The organism is Nocardia sp. NPDC051911 (assembly GCF_040681035.1).
GTDB lineage: Bacteria > Actinomycetota > Actinomycetes > Mycobacteriales > Mycobacteriaceae > Nocardia > Nocardia sichangensis.
The window spans coordinates 15,604-36,875 of the sequence record NZ_JBFAXY010000020.1 but is presented as its reverse complement, the minus strand read 5'-3'; the positions used below and the strand labels follow the sequence as shown (position 1 = coordinate 36,875).

The following is a 21,272-nucleotide window of genomic DNA, read 5'->3' as shown; positions in this document are numbered from 1 at the left end:
GGCTACAGCAGACCCGCTTCGGTCATCAGCTGCGTGACCTTCTTCGAGTCCAGCTTGGACGGATCGACCGCGGGGGCCTGCAGATCGGCCAGCGGCGGCAGCGCCGGGTTCGCGGCCACTCCGGCGGCGACCGGGTACTCCAGCGACGTGCCGTCGCGCAGCACCTCTTGTCCGGTCTTGCCGACGATGAACGCCAGGAACTTCTGCGCCGCCTCCTGCTTCTTGCTCGCCTTCAGCACGCCGCCGCCGGAAACGCTGACGAAGGCTCCCGGGTCCTGGTTCTTGAAGTAGTGCAGGGCGGTGTCGGCGCTGCTCTCCTTCGTGTTCGTCTGGTCGCGGTACCAGTAGTAGTGGTAGATGACGCCGCCGTCCGGGCTGCCGGAATTGACCGCCTTCATGGTGGCGACGTTGTTCGGGAACGGTGTCGCGTTCTCCTTCATGCCCTTCAGCCAGGCGCGGGTGACGTCCTCACCCTTCAGCGCCAGCAGAGCCGCCACGATGGCCTGGAAGTCGGCGCCGGAGACGCCCGCGCCCCAGCGGCCCTTCCACTGCGGTTGCGCCAGATCCAACAGCGAGGCGGGCAGCTGACCGGGCTGGACCTTGTTCTTGTTGTAGACGAACACCGTCGACCGCGCGGCGACGCCGGTCCACTTGCCGGTGGACGGGCGGAACTGCGCGGGCACCTGCTCCAGGGTCTTGGCGTCCACGTCGGCGAACAGGCCCGCGTTCTCCACCAGCGCCATGGCGGGGGAATTCTCGGTGAGGAAGACGTCGGCGGGCGAGGCAGCGCCCTCGGCGACCAGCTGGTTGCCCAAAGCCGTGTCGCCGCCCTGGCGCAATGTCACCTTGATGCCGGTTTCCTTGGTGAACTCGTCGGCCCACTCTTTGGTGAGCGATTCGTGCTGCGCGTTGTAGACGGTGATCTCGTTCGCGTTGTCGGAGGAATTCGAGCAAGCCGTGCCGCCGATGGCCGTCATGGTGAGGACCAATCCAGCGGCAATCGTCTTCCATCTGACCGGCTTCATCCTCGTCCTTCCGACCGCGTTACCCGTGCATATGTTGAGCCTTACCTAAGGAAGATACCGCGTCCGACATGCGGGAACCCTGGCAGATCTGGGGATTTCTCGCTGACGCTACGTCAGCCCCGAAAAGTCGCGCAGTGCAATGTGATTGCGGTCCGCGCAGGTGCCGAGCGTGTAATCCGGCTGCAGTCCGAAGTACTCGCCGCGGGTGAGCGCGCTCCAGCGCCGGGCGTCCTCGGTGCGGGTCTTGTAGAAATTGACCATGTATCCGCCCTCGTAGAGGCGCAGCAGGCTGTAGCCGCCCGGGTACTCCTTGACCGCGGCGACCTCCAGGAACTCGACCGCGCACGGCGCGTCCGGCCTGGTGCGGCGATTACGGTGGGTGTGGCCGCTGTGTTGCAGGAAGACGCCGGGGCTGCGGGTGTAGAGCGCCTGCAACTCGGCGCTGTCGCGTCCGTCGAGCACGAAGCCGGGTCCGGCGAGGTTGGTCAGTCCGGACTCCGTCGTGACCGGGTGATGGCCGAATACCAGCGTCGGCCGGTCCGGATCGGCGCGCAGGCGTTCGGCGAGGTGATCGAACTGCGGGCGCTCGATGGAGCCGCCCGCGCCGTCGAGTTGGCTGGTGTCCAATCCCAGCACCCGCAGACCGCCGACCTCGTGTTCGACCATTTCCTGTCGTGCGGAGAAGACATCGGCCCAGCAGTCGCGGTGGGCGGCGGGCGCGGGGGCGCAACCGGCGTATTCGCCGCCGACGTGCGGCCGGTCGTGGTTGCCGCGCACGGCCAGGTAGTCGTGGCCGAGCGTGCCCCAGGCATCGAGGCGGGCCCGCACCGTGCGGGTGTCCTGCTCGGAGGCTTCGGCGGTCAGGTCGCCCGCGAGCAGCAAGAGTTCGGCTGCGCGGTCGGGACGACGCAAGTCGTCCAGCATCGCGGTCAGCATCACTTCGGGGTAGGGCGTGAGGCCGGGACCCTGCCGGAAGCCGGGGGGCAGGTCGCCCGCGATCAGCCCGCTGACTTGCTCGCCGTAGTGCACGTCGTTGGACAGTGCCAGCGTGCGCAACCTGCGGCCGGGCGGCGGGACCAGGGTGGTGAACTCGCCGCGCGCTTCCGGCGCGGCCGGGTCGGCGGTGGTGAGCGAAAGCGCCGGTGTGGCGCGCAGGCCCGCGGACCAGGCTTCGAAGCGGTAGGCGCGGCCCGGCTCGAGTCCCGCTATCTCGGCGTAGTGGAAAGGGGTCGGGTGGTCGTCGGCGAAGACCTGGGCCGGTGCGCGCGGCGAGTCGGCGGGACCGATTCGCACCTGGGCGTCGGTCTCGACGGGCAGCAGCCGACCGCTCGGGTCGGGTGCGAGCGTGGTCCAGGTGAGGATCACCGACGTGTCGGTGATCGTCACCACTTCCAGATCCGTCGCGATGGTCGTATTCGGTTGAGCACGAACCGGTTTCGGTCGACCGGCGAGAGGGAGCAGAGCGGCGAGGCCGAGCGCGCCGAGGACGGTCCTGCGGCTGGGGCCGCAGCAACTCATGCGTGGGTGCATGTGATCAGCGCGTGCCCTCCGGGGAGCAGACCTTCCACTTGCCGTCTTCTTTCTTCAGATGCTCGGTCGTGCTGGTTTCGGTATCGGGCTGCTCGCCCGGCACCGCGACGGTGAGTTTGCCGGTGACCTTCGCGGTCGCGGTGTCCCCGGTGACGACGATGTCGTCGATCCTATCGATGGTGACCGAAACCGAGGTGCTGTCGAATTCCTTCTTCTCGCTCTCGGTCATCGCCTCGAACGCGGCGCGTTCGCGGGCGCACGCCTGTTCGGCCGCCGCGCGGAAGCCGCGCCTGTCGAGAGTCTCGTAGAAGTCGCGGATCGCGAGTTCGATCTTCTTCTCGTCCGAGGCGAGCGGACCTTTGCCCTGCGTGGTCAAGAAGATCCCGGCGATCAGCGCGCCGGCGATCACCAGCACGACTATCACCACCAAGCCGGCGATCAGGCCGGTGTGGCTCTTTCTGGGCTGTGGTGGGTATCCGCCGGGGGCGTAGCCGGGTGGCGGATAACCGGGCCCGGGCGGTGGATAACCCGGTCCGGGTGGTGGGAACGGTTGTCCGGGACCGGGTGGTGGGAAGGGTTGTGCCGGTCCGGGTGGTGGAAAGGGTCGCCCGGGTTCGGGCGGTGAAGGTGGTTGCCCCGGACCGGGTGGTGAAGGTGGTTGCCCCGGACCGGGTGGTGAAGGGGGTTGCCCCGGACCGGGTGGTGAAGGGGGTTGCCCGGGACCGGGCGACGAAGGCGGTTGCCCCGGACCCGGCGGTGAAGGCGGTTGCCCCGGACCGGGTGGAGGGGAGGGTTGCACCGGCTCCGGCGACGGAAGGGGTTGCTCAGGTTCGGGCGGCGTGGAGCCGGGGGGCGGCTGTTGCGGCTGCGGCGGTCGGTCATCCGGCGGTTGCCCGCCCGGTGGATTAGCCATGTCGTCCTCCGGTCTGCCCCCGGTGCCTGCATCGCTACGGCAAGGGCGTGCCCGGGTGACCGGAAACCAAACCAGACCGGATCGTTCGGTCAGGTGTGGAGCGGCCAGGCGGCGATCGGCTCCCGATCCGGTCCGGCGCTGGTGTCGTCTGCGCGCTGTGTGGGTCTCGGCGGGAGGGTGGTCGGCTTCTGGTGTGGTCCGGTGCTGGTGTTGTGTTCGGGTGTGTGGGTGTCGGCGGGAGGGTGGTCGGCTTCTGGTGTGGTCCGGTGCTGGTGTTGTGTTCGGGTGTGTGGGTGTCGGCGGGAAGGTGATCGGCTCTTGATGCGATCCGGTGCAGGCGTCGCGTCCGGGCTGTCGGCGCGGGTGTCGGCGGAACAGCAATCGGCCCGTGATCCAGGTTCTTGCGCGAGGTCGGCAGTCGCGGCGTCAGGCGTCCAATGCGGCGTGCCAGCGTGCGGTGTCGGTGTACTGGTGCAGGCGCGTGATGCGCCCGTCGTCGTCGACCTGCCACAGGTGCACGAACTCCGCTTCGTACTCGCGGCCGGTGGCGCGCGCCGCGCCGCGATAATGCCCGGTCACCACGATGGTGCCGTCGGTTGTCTCTTGCCATGTCTCGTCGTACGGCGCGGTGTCGAAATCTCGCGCGACCGGTCCCCAGATACCCGTCATCGCCGCGATCGGCCCGTGGAAGGCGCCGCCCGCGCCGCACGGCATGCCCGGTGCGGTTCGCGCTTCGAACTCCGGATGCAGCAGCGCCAGGATCGCCGGTCCGTCACCGGTCTGCGTCGCGGCGTAGAAACCGTTGACCACCTCGAACTTCGCGGTCATGTCGCCCTCCTTCTAATATGATCGTTCTAGAACGAACATACTAGAAGCCGAGCGCTGATGGCACTGTGGCCGTCGTCATGCCGCCCGATTCGGGCCGGGGTTGCCTGGTGCTTGCCGCATATGTCCGGCTAACATTCGAACATGGGTTCGATAAGCGATGAAACGCCGCGAACCGAAGGAACGGAACCCGAGCTGGTCTACCCGAACCGGACCGGCCACTACTACCGGACGCTGACCTACCCGCCGCGCCCGGTCTGGGTGCGGCTGGACGCGATCCTGGTCCGCGATCCAGGGACGCCGCGCCATGTGAACGGCGCCGGGGTAATCATGCGCGGCGAGCGACCCGGAACCCTGACGCACTGGTTGCCCACCGTCGACGGCGATTGGATGGGCCGGGTGAACTACAGCATCCAGTTCGCCGACGGACGTCCGGATCTGCAGGTGCGCGACCAGTTGGTTCCCGCCTATGCGCTGCGTCCGCGGGATACCGGACAATCCGGACCGGAATCGGCTCGATCGTCACGCGGGAATGTCGCGCGACCCGAGCCGGGCTCATTGCCGTGAATTTGCCTGCCCTGCTCATATCTGCGTGATCGCCGCCAACCAGGTTTGCTGTCCAGCGCGCCGCGGCCCGAATGGGTTGTCCCGTCGATTGCCGGCCCGGTTGTCGCCGTAAGGGGCCGGTGATACGTTGCCCGGCATGGGATTTCAGTTGCCGCATCCCGAGGTGCTGTGGGCGCGCGTGACCGTCTTGGACGTGATCACCTGCGCAACGCACACCGATCGGGCCGCGAGCGGACAGGAGATCGGGCAGACGGCCAGAGTGGAAGGCGGCCGGCTGATCAACGACGACGGTGAGGGCAATTGGTTCTCGCTGGTCAGATATGCCGGTGACCGCGCGCTGCTATTCGGGAGGGATGAGGACAACGAGGTCGCCGGAACCTCCTACGATCCGCTGGCCGCGGCGCCCGCCTGGGTGCGGTCCGTGGAACCGACCACGAAGCTGCCCGGCGGCGTCCAGGGCCCGGTCAGCTTCGTGCGCTGGTGGGAGTTCGGCCGCTGGCAGCACACGCCGACCGACCTGGACGACGGCCTCGAACTCGGCCTCAGCGCCGCCTCCGACCGGGAGGACTTCACCGGCAGCGTCATGAGCGCCGCCATTCACGCGAAGTGGGTGGAGATGGATTACGAGGCGGGCAAACTCACCGCCCTCACCGTCGACCCCACCGCCCTGCACGCCCTCTGCGACGCCGCCGAGAACGGGGCCGTCACCAAGGCGCACTTCTACTTCCTGCAGCCCGGCTTCACGGCCCCCGCCTTCACATACCTCACCAACGCGGGCGTCCTCACATCCACCGACAAACCCACCGAACCCCTGCCGTAAACGTCGCGCCGCACACGGCACCCAACCATCCGAGAAGGGCTCCCGACTACGGGGGCCTTTTCTTATATGACGGCGGCATTGGCGGCACGCGTCCACGTGTCATGCCACGACTGTCGGTGGGCTGCGTTGCGGGCGGTAGTCACCCAGCTGGTCGCGCAGCGCGAACGCGAGCGGATGTCATTCTGTTCGGCCGAGTGCCGGAACGTCGCGGGCGAGCGGACAACGGCCTGCTGGTCGGGCGTTCACCTCGCGTGTATGTCGATAACCGGTTTCCGCGACGGTTCGAGGGTGGCCAGCAGCGTCCGCATGACGTCGTCGCCGATCGCGACACACCCTGCTGTCGGCCTGCCGACATCGACGTGGACGAAGAACGCGGAGCCCCGCCCCGGCACGACCGGAAAGCGGTTGTAGTCGATGACCAGCGCATAGTCGTACTGCGGTTCGGTTCGCCCGAGATTCTCGCTGAGGGCGGTGTCGAACGGGCATTCACCCTCGGCGCACCGATACTTCTGGTTGTACAGCGGGCTTTCGGTGTCGGACACCCACCACCAGGTATTGGACGGATCGACCGAAAGGTAGGGAAGTTTCGCGCCCACGGCAGGCACCCGGCCGAATCCTTCGGTCAACGGAAAGGTGCCCTCCGGCGTATATGCCGCCCCTTCTCTGGCCTCCCGCGAAATCCCCTCCGCACCAATCCAAGCGGGCACAGCAAGCGTCCGCTCCCACCGCCGGAACCGCCCCCGCTGCCACAGCTCCAACGTCCCCCGGTCGGCCCCCGCCGCCGCACTCACCCAGACAACCTGACTCCCAGGAACCGCATCCACATCGAAGGGCGGCCGCTCTCTACCGACCACAGCCCACAACACACCCCCCAGCACCACGGCAACGGCCACGAGCCCGCCCACCACAACCCGGCCTCGCCGCCCCCCACTCCCATCCAATCCCATTCACCCTCCTATGTAGACGAGCCACGAGTGGCACACGGCTGCGGCAAATGTCGAGTAGACCTCTCGATGGTGTGCCACTCGTCATCATCATCTCGGGGTTATGGCCTGCCAGTACTGGGTTCTCACCGTGTTCCAGAGGTCGAAGAGTTTCGGGAACCACTCGCGTACCTGGGCCAGGTCGGGGCGGTCCTCTCCTTCACCGAAGTAGATCATGCCGGGGTCGCCGTTGGGGATGTCGATTATCGAGCCGTCCATTCTCATCCGGTAGGCCGGGGCCCCAGTGGCATGGTCGATGAGCGACTCGATCGCGATCCGCGACCCGCGCACGATCCGCCAGAGGACGGTGTGGTCACCAAATGTCGTGCTGCGCAATGGTCATCCCCCCGCGCGAGGAGTCGCCGGTATCGCTCGCGAGCACCCGACGACCGCTGACAGTGATCTGGTATCCACTGCGGCCGACCATTCCGGTGTGAACGACCAGGCCGGCCGCCTCTAGGCGTAGTGCGCGGCCAGTTCGCCTTCCGTACGCATTCGCCGTTCTCGCCAGCGAGTCCACGGACAGGATTCCGCGCGGCGCGAGCGCCGCCAGCACGGCGGACTGAGCCTTGCTGAGTCGGGGGTGCGATGCCATAGGGCAGAGGATGTGCGAGAAGCCGATATCCAAGCCCAGCAACGAAATCAGGTCGGCAAACTCGCGCAAACGAGCCTCGGGTGACACCGGGGCTCGTAATCATTGCAGCGGCTAGCATTCGAAGTGCCTGCAATCCCGGTGCTGGAAAGACGGGCGATCGGGTGTCGACCACTGGGAGTTCTCGGCATCCGCGCCCGTACCAGCGTCCTGTCGATTCGAATCAGGTGTGTCCCGCGCCCCATTCAGTGGGCGGCGAAGAACTGCCAGATGATCTCCGAAGCATCGAATTGGCGGCTCACCGCGCCGACCAACGCCTTGGGGAGATACTGCTCGCCGCCCGGCCAGGTGTGGCCACCGTTGGTGACCGTGTAGAGGACGACGCCGACATCGTCCGGGCACAGCGCCGTCTCGATCTTTACTGAGGTCCCGTCGTCGCCGCGTGCGGGCAACTCACTGGCGTTCGGCGGTGGACAGCCGTTCTTCCCGCGCCACAGCTGTTGCGTGGCCGCCACCGACAAGACCGGGCCGGTGCCCGTGCGGCCGTTATTGCCCGACGTCACCCGCACGACACCGCCTTCGTACGGGACGATCGGATCGGCGGTGCCATGGATCTCCAGCACCGGAAGTGGATGCGCGAGTGCGCAGTTCGTCTCGTCCGCGGCGGGAAGCGGACCAGCCACCGGCGCGATCGCGGCCAGCTTGGCGCTCAGGTGACACCCCAGATGCTGGGTGAACATGCCCCCGTTGGACATCCCGGTGGCATACACCCGAGCCGGATCGACCTCGTCGGCGGCGACCAGGTGGTCGATCAGCGCCGAGACGAACCCGACATCATCGACATCCGCTGCGCCCGCGCGTGTGTCGGCACCCCGGCCGTCGTTCCATGACCTGCCGATCCCCTCGGGGTAGACCGCGATGAATCCATTGGCGTCGGCCAGCCGATCGAAACCGCTCTTGTTCGCCATGTACCCGGCGCTACCGCCACCACCGTGGAAGACCAGAACCGCCGCGAGCCTGCCTTGCGGTGAACCCGCCGGACGGTGGATGAGGTAGTGGCGTTGCGCGCCCGCGTAGTCCAGGACACGGTGCGGATCATCGGGTCCACTGGCACGCGAATGCGCGCAGGCGGCGGTCAGGACCAGGGCCGCGCCGACGACGATGGCGGCCAACGATCTCAGCACGGCTCGATGGTAGGAGCCCCGGCATCGCGAGGCCACCCACTGATGCGGCCGCTGTCCGCACAGTGTCGCTGCGTGGTCGATCGCACCGAGTCGCGGGACGGCGAACGCCCTATCGGTGATCCAAAAGTTACGGTCGCCAACTGCACAGGGTCTCGTACCTTACGAGCATGAAGTCGATGAACTACACCGAGGCGCGAGCGAACCCCGCCTCGGTTCTCGACAGCGCCACCGAGGATCTGGAAGAAGTGGTGATCACCCGTGCCGGGCGCGAACCGGCCGTGGTGGTCGCCCTGAGCGAATACCGAGCGCTGAAGGAGACCGCGTACCTTCTCGGCAACCCCTTCAACGCGCGACACCTCGAGCGTTCTATCGCGGAACATCGCGGCGCAGTGTCACACCTCGGGTCCTCGCCCACGAGGCCTAGGCCGCCGATGAGAAAGGCCCCTTGACCAGCTGGTCAAGGGGCCTTTGCTCGGTGCCCTCGGCAGGATTCGAACCTGCGGCCTTCTGCTCCGGAGGCAGACGCTCTATCCCCTGAGCTACGAGGGCGGGATAGGACTCGGTCGGGGCCGGGATGGCGGTCCGATCGGGCTGGGTCAGCCTATCGTATCGGCGGCCGTCCGCCAAAAAGGGCGGACGGCGGCGGGGTTTCGGGTCAGGGGAGGGGGGCGGCGCCGCGGGCGGTGAGCATGGTGGTCATCAGGTCGGATTCGCCGCGTTGGGTGGTGGCCATGGTTTCGGCGAGGGTGCGCACCGCCGTGGTGTCGGCGTGCTGGGCGGCGTAGTCGATCATCGACAACCCGCCCTGGTGATGGCGCAGCATGAGCTGCAGGAACATCGTGTCCAGCTTGGGGCTGGCGGCCTGGCGGAGCGCGGCGAGTTCGGCGGGGGTGGCCATGCCGGGCATGGTGGACACCGGCCCGGAGTGGTGTGGCATGTCGGCACCGGAATGATCGTGGCCGCCCATCGGCTCGGTCATCCAGCCCATGAACCCGTCGACGCTCTGCGCGGGCTCGCCCCACAGCTGCAACCAGCCCTGCATGCGTCCGATCTGGCTCTGCTGGGTGGTGAGGATGTCGTAGGCCAGGCGGCGTACCTCGGTGTCGGTGGAGCGAACCAGCAGCACGCCCGCCATTTCGACGGCTTGGGCGTGGTGCGCCGACATGTCCTGACTGAAACCGACATCCACCGGGCCCGGGTCCGGCTCCGTGGAACCGTTCAGCGGAATCCGGACCAGCACGCCGATCGCGAAGCCGATCAGGATCGCGCCGATGATGCCGAGGATCAGCAGCGCGGTGCGCTGGCGGCGGAACTGTCCGCCGACGCCGGATGCTTCGCGGTCATCGGATCCATCAGATGCTTCGCGTTCGGATGTGGTAGCTCGGCGATCGCCCGATCCGGCAGGTGCTTCGGGCGAGGAGGACCGGGCGGATGCTTCGCTGTCGGATTCGACGTGTGCCCTTCGATCGCCCGATCTCGAGGATCCGACACTCTCGGGCCTGCTGGCTTCCTCGATACCGGACCCTGCGGCTGTTGCCCGATCGCCGGAGCCGGCGGCTTGGAGATCGCCGGACTCGGTAACTCCGGTGCTGGCGGCCGTCGTCGGTTCGCTGGACCCGGTGGCGCTGCGATCGGCGGATTCGGGAGTGCCGGACCCTGCGGACGCGGCGCGATCCCCGGACCCAGCGGTTTTGCGATTGCCGGATCCGCGCGCCTTGCGACCGTCGGGTCCGATGGCGTCGTGAGTGCCGGACGCGGTGACTTCAGGAGCGCCGGAACCGGCGGATGCTTCGCGCCCCCCGGACTCGACGCCTCCCTGATCGCCGGCCACTACTGCCCCGCGCCAGGAGCGGGCTGCGCGGGCGCGGGCTGTACGGGCGCGGGCTGCGCGGGCACCGGAGCGCCGGGCACACCGGGAAGTCCGGGAAGACCCGGCACGCCGGGCACGCCGGGCAGACCACCGGGCATGCCGCCGAGTTCGGTTTGGTCCTGCTGCAAGCCCTTGCCGTCCATCGGCACCGCGTCGGGTCCGGGCGGCGTGGGATCGAACGGCGGCGGGTTGTCGGTGTCGAAGACGATCGTCGAACAGTCCGCGCCGACCTCGGGATAGGTGTAGTTGTTCAGCCGCAGAGCTGTGATGAACTGGCCGACGCGCTTGTCGTCGGGGCTGTCCAGCTTCAACTGGTGCCCCCAGGACTGCAAGGAGACGGCGGAGTCGAGGCCGGGGTAGGGCGACATCAACGTGTACGGCTTGCCCTCGACCTTCGCCTTCAGCGTCGCGATGCCGTCGGCGTTCACCTTGTCCGGGTTGTAGGTGATCCACACCGCGCCGTGCTCGAGCGAGTGCACCGCGTTCTCCACCCGGATCGGCTTGTTGTAAACCACGCCGGTGCAGGTCGCCCACGACTGGTCGTGCGGGCCGCCGAACGGCGGAGCCTGGTCGTAGGCCACGCGCTGGCTGGAGTTGATGTGCAGCCCGGCGGGGTATTCCTTCTTCACCACGCCCGCGATCCCGTCGGACGGGTCCTTCTTCTGCGCGCTCGGCGTGTACTTCTCCAGGTCGGCCTTCTCCCGGTACTTGGGGACCAGGCTGTAAGCCAGCGCGCCGATCAATGCGATGATTACTACGGCCGCGCCGATGGCCAACCAGGGAACCTGGCGATTCTTCTTCGGAAGCTGTCCTTGCCCGCCCCGCTTGCGGGGAGCCGACAACTTCGCCGCGGCCTTGGCGGCCTTGGCCGATTTGGCGCTGGGACTGCTAGGCATCGCTCAGTGTGCTCTTTCGACGTGGATGGATCCGCTGGCTGCGCAGTGCCCACCCGAGGTGCACACCCGCCAAGACCATAGGATAGAGACTCGTGACTCCAGCTGACCTTGCAGATCTCCTTCGCTCTACCGCGGCGAAGGTGCTTGTCGAACGTGGACTGGACCCTGCGGTCCTGCCCGACGAGGTCACCGTGGAGCGTCCCCGCAACCCCGAACACGGCGACTATGCCACGAATGTCGCGATGCAGGTGGCCAAGCGCGCCGGAACCAAGCCGCGTGATCTGGCCACCTGGCTGGCCGACGCGCTGGCCGCCGCCGACGGCGTCGCCGCCGCCGAGGTCGCCGGGCCCGGCTTCCTGAACATCCGTCTCGCGGCCTCCGCGCAGGGCGCGATCATCGAGCGGGTGCTCGCCGCGGGCGCGGCGTACGGCACCGCCGAGACCCTGAAGGGCACCCGGATCAACCTCGAGTTCGTCTCGGCCAACCCGACCGGTCCCGTGCATCTGGGCGGCACCCGGTGGGCCTCGGTCGGCGACGCGCTGGGCCGCATCCTGGCCGCGCAGGGCGCGGACGTGGTGCGCGAGTACTACTTCAACGACCACGGCGCGCAGATCGATCGGTTCGCCGCCTCCCTGGCGGCGGCCGCCACCGGCGCGCCGACCCCGGAGAACGGGTACGCGGGCGCCTACATCGGCGAGATCGCCGACAAGATCGTGGCCGCCACCCCGGACGTGCTGAGCAAGCCGGAGGCCGAGCGCCTCGAGCTGTTCCGTGCCGAGGGCGTCGAGCTGATGTTCGCGCACATCAGGGAGTCGTTGCACGAATTCGGCACCGATTTCGACGTCTACTTCAACGAGAGCTCGCTGTTCGCCTCCGGCGCGGTCGAGCAGGCCGTGGAGCGGCTGAAGAACTCCGGCGACCTGTACGAGAAGGACGGCGCCTGGTGGATCGCCAGCTCGGAATACGGTGACGACCAGGACCGGGTGGTCATCAAGAGCGACGGCAAGGCCGCCTACATCGCGGGCGACATCGCCTACTTCCAGGACAAGCGGGCCCGTGGCTTCGACCTGTGCATCTACATGCTCGGCGCCGACCACCACGGTTACATCGGCAGGCTGAAGGCCGCCGCGGCCGCGTTCGGCGACGACCCGGCCACGGTCGAGGTGCTGATCGGGCAGATGGTGAACCTGCTGCGTGACGGCGTCGCGGTGAAGATGAGCAAGCGCGCTGGGACCGTGGTCACCCTCGACGACCTGGTCGAGGCGATCGGCGTGGACGCGGCGCGGTACTCGCTGGTGCGTTCGTCGGTGAACTCGAGCATCGACATCGATCTGAACCTGTGGGCCAGTCAGAGCAACGAGAACCCGGTCTACTACGTGCAGTACGCGCACGCGCGGACCGCGTCCATCGCGCGCAACGCCGCCGAGTTCGATTACGACTCCGTCGCCGCCGACCTCGCGCTGCTGTCGGCCGACGAGGAAGGCGAGCTGATCCGCACCCTCGGCGAATACCCGCGCGTGGTGAGCGGTGCGGCGAGCTTGCGCGAACCGCATCGGGTAGCCCGCTACCTGGAGGAACTGGCCGGCGCGTACCACCGTTTCCAGACCAACAAGAACCTGCGCGTCCTGCCGCTCGGCGACGACCCCGTCTCGCCGACGAACGCGGCCAGGCTCGCTCTGGTCAACGCCACGCGCCAGGTCTTGGCCAACGGCTTGGGCCTGCTCGGCGTCAGCGCGCCGGAGCGCATGTGACCGTCCGGTCGACCAGAGCGAGGAAGGAAGCGAAGTTGAGCGAGCGCAGCGAGGTGGAATTATGAGCGCGCATCCCGCCGGTCCCCGGCATGCCGAGATTCCGCATGCGCCGAATCTGCCTGAGCGCCCGAGCGATCCGCGGCAGATGATCGACCTGCCCGCGAACGTCTGGCCGCGCAACGCGACCCGCGACGACGCGGGCGTGGTCCACCTGGCGGGCGTGCCGGTGTACGAGCTGGCCGAGCGGTTCGGCACCCCGCTGTTCGTGGTGGACGAGGACGACTTCCGTTCCCGCTGCCGCGACATGGTCCGCGCGTTCGGGGCGAACGCGCGAGTCCACTACGCGTCGAAGGCGTTCCTGTGCGGCGAGGTCGCCCGCTGGATCCGGGACGAGGGCCTCTCGCTGGACGTCTGCTCCGGCGGCGAACTCGCCGTCGCGTTGCACGCGGGCTTCCCCGCGGAGCGAATCGCACTGCACGGCAACAACAAATCCGTCGCCGAGCTGGAAGCCGCGGTGTCCGCGGGGGTCGGCCACGTCGTGGTGGACTCGCTCATCGAGATCGAGCGCCTGGAGGCCGTCGCGAGCCGCGCGGGCGTGGTGCAGGACGTGCTGGTCCGGGTCACCGTCGGGGTGGAAGCCCACACCCACGAATACATTTCGACCGCGCACGAGGACCAGAAGTTCGGCTTCTCGATCGCGGGCGGCGACGCGATGGAGGCGCTCGCGCGCGTCTTCGATGCCGACAACCTGCGCCTGGTCGGCCTGCACAGCCACATCGGTTCGCAGATTTTCGAGATCGACGGCTTCGAGATCGCCGCGCGGCGCATGCTCGGCCTGCTCCGCGAGGCCATCGACAAATTCGGCATCGAGCGCACCGCGCAGATCGCGACGCTGGATCTCGGTGGCGGACTTGGCATTTCGTATCTTCCGTCGGACGACCCGCCGCCGCTGGACCGGTTCGCGGCGAGCCTGCGCGAACTGGTCGCAGCCGAAGCCGAACGCGCGGGTCTGCCCACGCCGACGATCGCTGTCGAGCCCGGCCGCGCCATCGCTGGGCCCGGCACGGTGACGCTCTACGAGGTCGGCACCATCAAGGACGTCTCGCTGGACGGCGGTCTGCGCCGCCGGTACGTGAGTGTCGACGGCGGCATGAGTGACAACATCCGGCCCGCGCTGTACCAGGCCGACTACGACTGCCGTCTGGTCTCGCGGTCGTCGCAGGCCGGGCCGGTGGTCGCGCGCGTTGTCGGAAAGCATTGCGAGAGCGGCGATATCGTCATCCGGGACACCTGGATGCCCGCCGACGTCGGCCCCGGCGACCTGATCGCCGTCGCCGCCACCGGCGCGTACTGCTACTCGATGTCCAGCCGGTACAACCAGTTGACCCGTCCCGCGGTCGTCGCGGTGCGGGACGGACAGCCGCGCCTGATACTGCGCCGGGAGACGGTGGCGGACCTGCTCAGCTTGGAGGTGGAAGCGTGACGGCCAACGCGAAGAACGGCGTGTGGGGGACCGATCGCCCGATCGGGGTCGCGGTCCTCGGCATGGGCAATGTGGGCACCGAGGTCGTGCGCATCCTGCGCGAGCACACCGAGGACCTGCGTTCCCGCGTCGGCGCGCCGGTGGTGCTCCGCGGGGTGGCCGTGCGCAGCCTCGACACCGACCGCGGCATCCCCGCGGACCTGCTCACCACCGACGCGGACGCGCTGGTCGCCCGCGACGACGTCGACCTGGTGGTGGAGGTGATCGGCGGCATCGATCCGCCGCGCCGGTTGATCCTGGCCGCGCTGAATGCGGGCAAATCCGTGGTGACCGCGAACAAGGCGCTGCTGGCCGACTACACCGGCGAGCTCGCCGCCGCGGCCGAAGCCAGTCGCGCCGATCTGTACTTCGAGGCCGCCGTCGCGGGCGCCATCCCTGTGGTGCGCCCGCTGATCCAGTCGCTGGCGGGCGACCGGGTGAACCGGGTCGTCGGCATCGTCAACGGCACCACCAACTTCATCCTCTCCGCGATGGACGAGACCGGCGCCGACTACTCGCAGACGTTGGCCGAGGCCACCCGGCTGGGCTACGCCGAAGCCGACCCGACCGCCGACGTGGAGGGCTACGACGCCGCGGCCAAGGCCGCGATCCTCGCCTCGCTGGCGTTCCACACCCGGGTCACCGCCGCCGATGTCTACCGCGAGGGCATCTCGCGGATCACCGCCGAGGATCTGGAAACCGCCTCCGCGCTCGACTGCACGGTCAAACTGCTGGCCATCTGCGAGCGGGTGGACGCGGGTCCCGGCGAGCCCGGACCGGAGGACGGCGGCAAAGAGCGCGTCTCGGTGCGCGTCTACCCGGCGCTCATCCCCCGCAAGCACCCGCTGGCCGCGGTGACCGGTGCGTTCAACGCGGTGGTCGTCGAGGCGGAGAACGCCGGGCGGCTGATGTTCTACGGGCAGGGCGCGGGCGGCGCTCCGACCGCGTCGGCCGTACTCGGCGATCTGGTGATGGCGGCACGGAACAAGTTCTATGGGGGTCGCGCTCCCGGCGAATCGGTTTATGCTGAGCTACCGATCGCGCCGATCGGCGATACGCCCACCCGCTATCACGTGAACCTGCAAGTCGAGGACCGTCCTGGAGTCCTGGCCGCGGTGGCGGGCGAATTCGCCAAACACGGGGTGAGCATTTCGACCGTCCGTCAAGAAGGGCACGGCTCGGGTGCGCGCCTGGTCGTGGTGACCCACCACGCCGTGGAGTCGGCGCTCGCGGACACCGTGGCCGCACTGGCGGGAATGGCATCCGTCACATCCGTGACCAGCGTTCTGAGATTGGAAGGCACCGAAGAATGACCACAGCGTCGCGCAACGACTCCATGAGGGGCGGCGGCCGGGAGACGGGCGGGCACACGACCGGCGTCGCGCCACAGGCAGGGGTGCACTCCCGCTGGCCGGGCCTGATCGCGGCCTACCGCGACCGGCTCGCCGGCGCGGCCGACTGGGAGCCGGTCACGCTGTACGAGGGCGGAACGCCGCTGGTGCCCGCGCCGCACCTGTCCGAGATCACCGGTTGCGAGGTCTACCTGAAGGTCGAGGGCCTGAACCCGACCGGCTCGTTCAAAGACCGCGGCATGACGATGGCGATGACCGACGCCAAGTACCGCGGCCAGAAGGCGGTGCTGTGCGCGTCCACCGGCAACACTTCGGCATCCGCCGCGGCGTACGCCACTCGCGCGGGCATGAGCTGCGCCGTGCTGATTCCGCAGGGCAAGATCGCGATGGGCAAGCTGGCCCAGGCCGTGATGCTCGGCGCGAAGATCATCCAGGTGCAGGGCAACTTCGACGACTGCCTCGAACTCGCCCGCAAGGTCACCGCTGACTTCCCCAGCATCGGACTGGTGAACTCGGTGAACCCGGCCCGCATCGAGGGCCAGAAGACAGCGTCCTTCGAGATCTGCGACGTGCTCGGCAAGGCCCCCGACGTGCACGCCCTTCCCGTCGGCAACGCGGGCAACATCACCGCCTACTGGCGTGGCTACCGGGAGTACTACGCCGACGGCGTCACCGGCGGGCTGCCGCGCATGCTCGGCGTGCAGGCGGCGGGCGCGGCCCCGCTGGTCAACGGCGCCCCGGTGAAGGATCCCGAGACCATCGCCACCGCGATCCGGATCGGCGCGCCCGCCTCCTGGAACGGCGCGGTCGAGGCCAAGGAGCAGTCCGGCGGCGCTTTCCGCGCCGCCACCGACGAGGAGATCCTCGACGCGTACCGCCTGGTCGCGGCGACCGAGGGCGTGTTCGTCGAGCCCGCGTCGGCGGCCAGCGTGGCCGGTGTGCTCGCCGCACGCAAGGAGGGCTGGCTGGATGCCGGGCTCACCGTGGTGTGCACCGTGACCGGCAACGGTCTCAAGGACCCCGACACCGCGCTGTCGGGCATGCCCAAGGTGCAGCCGATCTCGGTCGATCCGGTCGCGGTCGCCGCCGAATTAGAGCTGGCCTGAGTTGAATTCGCGCGACAGCCAGGTCATGAGCGCGACGCTGCCCGCCGGTCTGACCGTGACCGCCCGGGTGCCCGCGTCCACCGCGAACCTCGGTCCCGGGTTCGACTCGCTCGGTATGGCATTGGGGATCTACGACGAAATCCAGGTGCGCACTACCGATTCCGGGCTCACCATCCGGGTCGAGGGTGAGGGCGCCGACGATGTGCCTTGGGGCCCTACGCATCTCGTGGTCCGCGCGATCGAGCGCGGCCTGGAGTCGGCCGGGGTGTGGGCCGACGGCCTCGATGTGGTGTGCCGCAACGTGATTCCGCATTCGCGCGGCCTCGGGTCCTCGGCCTCGGCGGTGGTCGGCGGACTTGCCGCCGGGTGCGCCCTCGCCGCGAAGCTGGACTCGGCGCCGGCCACGCCTGCCGACCGATTGGTGCAGCTGGCAGCGGAATTCGAGGGGCATCCGGACAACGCGGCGGCCAGCGTGCTCGGCGGGATCGTGGTCTCGTGGACCGAGAGCGATCGCCCCGCCGACGAGGCCCCGGGCACGGAATACCACGGTCGCGTCTACCGCGCGGTGCGGCTGGAGGCGCATTCGGCACTGCGCCCGGTCGTGCTGATCCCGGAGGAGCGCTCGTCCACCGCGCACACCCGCGGCCTGCTGCCCGACGTCGTGCCGCACGGCGACGCGGCGTTCAACGTCAGCCGCGCCGCGCTGGCCGTGGTGGCGCTCACCCAGCGTCCCGACCTGCTGCTGCCCGCCACCGCGGACCGCCTGCACCAGGCCCAGCGTGCGCCCGCGCTACCGCTGACCACCGCCTGGATCACGCGCCTGCGCACGGCGGGCATCGCGGCCACCGTCTCCGGGGCGGGACCGACCATCCTGGCCCTGGGGACCAGCGAATTTCCCGCGGAACTCCGCGAACTGGCGGCAGCCGACGGCCTGCGCGTAGTGGAGCCGGGAATCGCCGAAGGCGTCCTGATCGACTGACGGCGAGTCTGTCTTGCCGAGATTCGCAATGGACAGCTATTCTGGGCAGGTCCGTACATCGTGCGCATCAGACGCCGGTGCTTCATCAGGGCAATCGCTCCAGCAGGCTCCAGGCTCGAGCCTCCAGGCCATGGGGGTGCTGCGTAGCTGCGCAACTGGAATGATCTCTCCCCACCTTTCACCAATGGTGGAGAAGCCGCCGGTCCGGCGGGGCAGGTGATACGGCACACAGCGCCCGGACGGACGCATCCCAGTCCGGCAGAATGCCCGGGCTGCGGGACGAACCCTCGAAACAGCACACGGCGATCGAGGGAAGGAAAGGATTTCCGTGACAGATACGGACCTGCTCGCGACACCCGGCGTGGAATCGAACCCGACGGGCGAGCGCGATAGTGAATCCGGACAGATTTCGAAGATGAGCGAACACACCGACGTCGCACGATCGGGGCTGACTGGAATGTTGTTGCCGCAGTTGCGTGCGCTCGCGGGGGAGCTCGGTATCCGAGGCACCTCCGGGATGCGCAAGGGCGATCTGATCGCCGCCATCAAGGAAAATCAGGCCGCGGGCAAGGCGGCGAAGGCGGAGAAGCCCGCCAAGAGCGAGGCCAAGTCCGCGGCAACCGCGAAGGCCGACGCCCCCGCGAAGGCCGGTGCGCCCGCGAAGACCGCCGCTCCCGCTGAGCAGGCGCCGGCCAAGGCCGAGCAGGCGACCCTCGACGTGACGCCCGCGGCTTCGGCCGCGCCCAGCGAGGCTCCCGCCCCGGCGAAGACGGCCCCCGCCGATTCCGCGCCCGCCGTCGAGGCGGCGTCGTCCACGGCGACCGAGACCACCGAGGAGTCCGGCCGAGACAGCGAGTCCGGCCGAGACAGCGGCCAGCGTGGCCGCGGTCGGCAGCGGCGCGGCCGTGACCAGGCGCGATCCGCGACCGATACCGCGCAGGCCGAGACGCGTACCGAGGAACCGAAGCAGGACGCCGAGCAAGGTGGCGAGCGCCGCCGCGACCGCGGCCAGAGCGACCGTGGCCAGGGTGAGCGTGGCCAGGGTGAGCGGCAGAGCGACCGCGGCCAGGGTGAGCGGCAGAGCGACCGCGGCCAGGGCGAGCGGCAGAGCGACCGCGGCCAGGGCGAGCGTGGCCAGCAGAGCCAGAACGGCAGCGCGGGTGGCCGCGGCGGCGACGACGAAGAGGGCGGTCGCGGACGGCGCGGACGCCGCTTCCGGGAGCGTCGTCGTGGGCGTGACCGCGACGGCGGCGGCGGTGGCGGCGAGACCCGCGAGCTCGAGATCCGCGAGGACGACGTCCTCCAGCCGGTCGCGGGCATCCTCGATGTGCTGGACAACTACGCCTTCGTCCGCACCTCGGGTTACCTGGCCGGGCCGAACGACGTCTACGTGTCGATGAACCTGGTCCGCAAGAACGGCCTGCGCCGCGGTGACGCGATCACCGGCGCGGTGCGCGCCCCCCGCGACGGCGAACAGTCCAACCAGCGCCAGAAGTTCGATCCGCTGGTGCGGCTGGACACGGTCAACGGCGGCGACGTCGAGGCGGCCAAGCGCCGTCCCGAATTCGGCAAGCTCACCCCGCTGTACCCGAACCAGCGCCTGCGGCTGGAGACCCAGCAGAACAAGCTGACCACCCGGGTGATCGACCTGATCATGCCGATCGGCAAGGGCCAGCGCGCCCTGATCGTGTCGCCGCCGAAGGCCGGTAAGACCACGATCCTGCAGGACATCGCGAACGCGATCGCGACCAACAACCCCGAGTGCTACCTGATGGTGGTGCTGGTCGACGAGCGTCCGGAAGAGGTCACCGACATGCAGCGCTCGGTGAAGGGCGAGGTCATCGCCTCGACCTTCGACCGTCCGCCGTCGGATCACACCTCGGTCGCCGAACTCGCCATCGAGCGCGCCAAGCGCCTGGTGGAGATGGGCAAGGACGTCGTCGTGCTGCTCGACTCGATCACCCGGCTCGGGCGCGCGTACAACAACTCCTCGCCCGCCTCGGGCCGAATCCTCTCCGGTGGTGTGGATTCCACCGCGCTGTACCCGCCCAAGCGGTTCCTCGGCGCGGCCCGCAACATCGAGAACGGCGGCTCGCTGACGATCATCGCCACCGCCATGGTGGAGACCGGTTCGACCGGTGACACGGTGATCTTCGAGGAGTTCAAGGGCACCGGTAACGCCGAGCTCAAGCTGGACCGCAAGATCGCGGAGCGGCGGGTGTTCCCGGCGGTGGACGTCAACCCGTCCGGTACCCGCAAGGACGAGCTACTGCTCAGCCCCGACGAGGCGGGGGTACTGCACAAGCTGCGCCGCGTACTGTCCGGCCTGGACTCGCACCAGGCGATCGATCTGCTGATCGACCGTCTGAAGAAGTCCAAGAACAACCTCGAGTTCTTGATGCAGGTGAGCAAGACCGCGCCGGGCGCGCTCGACGAGTGAGTAGCGGCGCCAGGTCGGCGCCGTGACAACGGCCGAAAGGGTCCCGCTGATGCGGGACCCTTTCGGCGTCCGGGGAGCGAAGAATACGAGGCCGACCGTGGCCGCGCCGCCGATGAGGAGAGCGATGATCAGCGCGCAGGGCCCGACGTCGGGATCGGGGGCGGCGGATTCCGAGGTGTGGACGTACACGGCGTTCTTCGGCGCGGGGTAGTTCGGGTGCGCGGGGAGCGCGGATACACCGACGGCCACCGAGAGAAACAGCAGAACGAAAATCGCGGCCGCGATCCGGACGTTCACGGGGTCTCCTTCCTGTCTCGGCACGCCGATGTGCACCAGGTCTGCCACTCTATGAACGAATTCGTTCACATTCGTGAGTAGCGGACTACCCGACTTCAGGGTCCAGGAGGTGGCGCGGATTCGCGTGCCCGGACTTCCGGGGGCGCAAACGATGGGGGAGTACCTGGGGTGGGAACAAACCACTCGCCAGGGGCGTTTTGGGAGCGTAACGGCAGTTCTGGCATACTGAACGGTCGTTGCGTCTGCTCAGGTGAGCAGAGCTCCCGCCTAGTCGGTTCCGGTTCACGCTTCGCGTTCGCGCGGGCGACCCGGCGACCACAATCGAGAGGACATCCATGAAGGCAGGAATTCACCCGACGTATGTCGACACCACGGTCGTCTGTGGTTGCGGCAACACCTTCCAGACTCGCAGCACCAAGGAGTCGGGACACATCACCGTCGAGGTCTGCTCGCAGTGCCACCCGTTCTACACCGGCAAGCAGAAGATCCTCGACACCGGTGGCCGCGTGGCCCGCTTCGAGGCTCGTTACGGCAAGCGTGCCGGCAAGAAGGCCGACGCCAAGTAGCTTCCTCGCCGACGCCCGGTCCTGCCCCGCAGGCCGGGCGTCGGTGTTTTTGTA

Annotated in this window: 21 protein-coding genes and 1 tRNA gene; 11 read left to right on the top strand and 11 right to left on the bottom strand. The window is 68.6% G+C overall.

Going from position 1 to position 21,272, the window contains the following annotated elements; genetic code table 11:
• Nucleotides 1–2 precede the first annotated feature (2 nt).
• The 3 genes from AB0L97_RS23625 to AB0L97_RS23615 form a co-directional block, all read right to left on the bottom strand.
• Nucleotides 3–1,025, bottom strand: a complete 1,023-nt coding sequence (locus AB0L97_RS23625; RefSeq protein WP_364433091.1) for an iron ABC transporter substrate-binding protein — start codon at nt 1,023–1,025, stop codon at nt 3–5.
• A 108-nt stretch (nt 1,026–1,133) separates the two neighbouring features.
• Nucleotides 1,134–2,411 carry a metallophosphoesterase gene (locus AB0L97_RS23620; RefSeq protein WP_364433088.1) on the bottom strand — a complete coding sequence of 426 codons (1,278 nt, stop codon included), beginning with the start codon at nt 2,409–2,411 and terminating at the stop codon, nt 1,134–1,136.
• Between the two features lie 148 nt (nt 2,412–2,559).
• Nucleotides 2,560–2,970, bottom strand: coding sequence for a hypothetical protein (locus AB0L97_RS23615; RefSeq protein WP_355073670.1), 411 nt, complete (start codon nt 2,968–2,970; stop codon nt 2,560–2,562).
• 125 nt (nt 2,971–3,095) lie between these two features.
• Here AB0L97_RS23615 and AB0L97_RS23610 point away from each other — a divergent pair, with 125 nt between their 5' ends.
• Entirely contained in the window at nt 3,096–3,464 is a 369-nt protein-coding gene (locus tag AB0L97_RS23610) for a hypothetical protein (protein WP_364433084.1), read from the top strand.
• Between the two features lie 430 nt (nt 3,465–3,894).
• Here AB0L97_RS23610 and AB0L97_RS23605 read toward each other — a convergent pair whose 3' ends face one another.
• Nucleotides 3,895–4,296, bottom strand: a complete 402-nt coding sequence (locus tag AB0L97_RS23605; protein ID WP_364433081.1) for a nuclear transport factor 2 family protein — start codon at nt 4,294–4,296, stop codon at nt 3,895–3,897.
• Between the two features lie 141 nt (nt 4,297–4,437).
• Here AB0L97_RS23605 and AB0L97_RS23600 point away from each other — a divergent pair, with 141 nt between their 5' ends.
• Entirely contained in the window at nt 4,438–4,860 is a 423-nt protein-coding gene (locus tag AB0L97_RS23600) for a hypothetical protein (RefSeq protein ID WP_355073673.1), read from the top strand.
• Nucleotides 4,861–4,996: 136 nt separating this feature from the next.
• Nucleotides 4,997–5,680 carry a hypothetical protein gene (locus tag AB0L97_RS23595; protein ID WP_364433077.1) on the top strand — a complete coding sequence of 228 codons (684 nt, stop codon included), beginning with the start codon at nt 4,997–4,999 and terminating at the stop codon, nt 5,678–5,680.
• A 242-nt stretch (nt 5,681–5,922) separates the two neighbouring features.
• Here AB0L97_RS23595 and AB0L97_RS23590 read toward each other — a convergent pair whose 3' ends face one another.
• The 4 genes from AB0L97_RS23590 to AB0L97_RS23575 all read right to left on the bottom strand — a co-directional run bounded on the left by AB0L97_RS23590 (nt 5,923) and on the right by AB0L97_RS23575 (nt 8,439).
• Nucleotides 5,923–6,471 (bottom strand): L,D-transpeptidase family protein, encoded by a 549-nt coding sequence (locus AB0L97_RS23590; protein WP_364433074.1) that lies wholly within the window; start codon nt 6,469–6,471, stop codon nt 5,923–5,925.
• Nucleotides 6,472–6,714: 243 nt separating this feature from the next.
• Entirely contained in the window at nt 6,715–6,882 is a 168-nt protein-coding gene (locus AB0L97_RS23585; RefSeq protein WP_364433071.1) for a hypothetical protein, read from the bottom strand.
• 94 nt (nt 6,883–6,976) lie between these two features.
• Nucleotides 6,977–7,345: a hypothetical protein gene (locus AB0L97_RS23580; RefSeq protein WP_364433068.1), complete on the bottom strand. Its 369-nt coding sequence runs from the start codon at nt 7,343–7,345 to the stop codon at nt 6,977–6,979.
• 155 nt (nt 7,346–7,500) lie between these two features.
• Nucleotides 7,501–8,439 (bottom strand): PHB depolymerase family esterase, encoded by a 939-nt coding sequence (locus AB0L97_RS23575; protein ID WP_364433065.1) that lies wholly within the window; start codon nt 8,437–8,439, stop codon nt 7,501–7,503.
• A 167-nt stretch (nt 8,440–8,606) separates the two neighbouring features.
• Between AB0L97_RS23575 and AB0L97_RS23570 the strand changes: the two genes are divergently transcribed.
• Nucleotides 8,607–8,888 (top strand): type II toxin-antitoxin system prevent-host-death family antitoxin, encoded by a 282-nt coding sequence (locus AB0L97_RS23570; RefSeq protein WP_364433062.1) that lies wholly within the window; start codon nt 8,607–8,609, stop codon nt 8,886–8,888.
• A 27-nt stretch (nt 8,889–8,915) separates the two neighbouring features.
• Here the strand turns inward: AB0L97_RS23570 and AB0L97_RS23565 are convergent.
• From AB0L97_RS23565 to AB0L97_RS23555, 3 genes are all read right to left on the bottom strand, one after another.
• Nucleotides 8,916–8,988 (bottom strand) — tRNA-Arg (locus AB0L97_RS23565).
• A gap of 106 nt (nt 8,989–9,094) precedes the next feature.
• On the bottom strand, nt 9,095–9,730 hold the full coding sequence (locus tag AB0L97_RS23560) for a DUF305 domain-containing protein (protein WP_364433318.1): 636 nt from the start codon (nt 9,728–9,730) through the stop codon (nt 9,095–9,097).
• A 539-nt stretch (nt 9,731–10,269) separates the two neighbouring features.
• The gene (locus AB0L97_RS23555; protein WP_364433059.1) at nt 10,270–11,205 is read right to left on the bottom strand and encodes a DUF3105 domain-containing protein; all 936 of its coding nucleotides are present in this window, start codon (nt 11,203–11,205) and stop codon (nt 10,270–10,272) included.
• 92 nt (nt 11,206–11,297) lie between these two features.
• Between AB0L97_RS23555 and argS the strand changes: the two genes are divergently transcribed.
• The 7 genes from argS to rpmE all read left to right on the top strand — a co-directional run bounded on the left by argS (nt 11,298) and on the right by rpmE (nt 21,218).
• On the top strand, nt 11,298–12,956 hold the full coding sequence (gene argS / locus AB0L97_RS23550) for an arginine--tRNA ligase (protein WP_355073686.1): 1,659 nt from the start codon (nt 11,298–11,300) through the stop codon (nt 12,954–12,956).
• A gap of 61 nt (nt 12,957–13,017) precedes the next feature.
• Nucleotides 13,018–14,439, top strand: coding sequence for a diaminopimelate decarboxylase (lysA, locus tag AB0L97_RS23545; protein WP_356969430.1), 1,422 nt, complete (start codon nt 13,018–13,020; stop codon nt 14,437–14,439).
• Nucleotides 14,436–15,791 (top strand): homoserine dehydrogenase, encoded by a 1,356-nt coding sequence (locus AB0L97_RS23540; RefSeq protein WP_355073690.1) that lies wholly within the window; start codon nt 14,436–14,438, stop codon nt 15,789–15,791. Before lysA ends, AB0L97_RS23540 begins: the two co-directional genes overlap by 4 nt.
• Before the next feature lie 23 nt (nt 15,792–15,814).
• On the top strand, nt 15,815–16,936 hold the full coding sequence (gene thrC / locus AB0L97_RS23535) for a threonine synthase (RefSeq protein WP_356969450.1): 1,122 nt from the start codon (nt 15,815–15,817) through the stop codon (nt 16,934–16,936).
• A gap of 25 nt (nt 16,937–16,961) precedes the next feature.
• A complete protein-coding gene (gene thrB / locus AB0L97_RS23530) occupies nt 16,962–17,915 on the top strand; it encodes a homoserine kinase (protein WP_364433053.1) in 954 nt (317 codons plus the stop codon).
• 415 nt (nt 17,916–18,330) lie between these two features.
• Nucleotides 18,331–20,355 (top strand): transcription termination factor Rho, encoded by a 2,025-nt coding sequence (rho, locus tag AB0L97_RS23525; RefSeq protein WP_364433050.1) that lies wholly within the window; start codon nt 18,331–18,333, stop codon nt 20,353–20,355.
• A 632-nt stretch (nt 20,356–20,987) separates the two neighbouring features.
• Nucleotides 20,988–21,218 (top strand): 50S ribosomal protein L31, encoded by a 231-nt coding sequence (rpmE, locus tag AB0L97_RS23520; RefSeq protein ID WP_039796334.1) that lies wholly within the window; start codon nt 20,988–20,990, stop codon nt 21,216–21,218.
• Nucleotides 21,219–21,272: the final 54 nt, after the last annotated feature.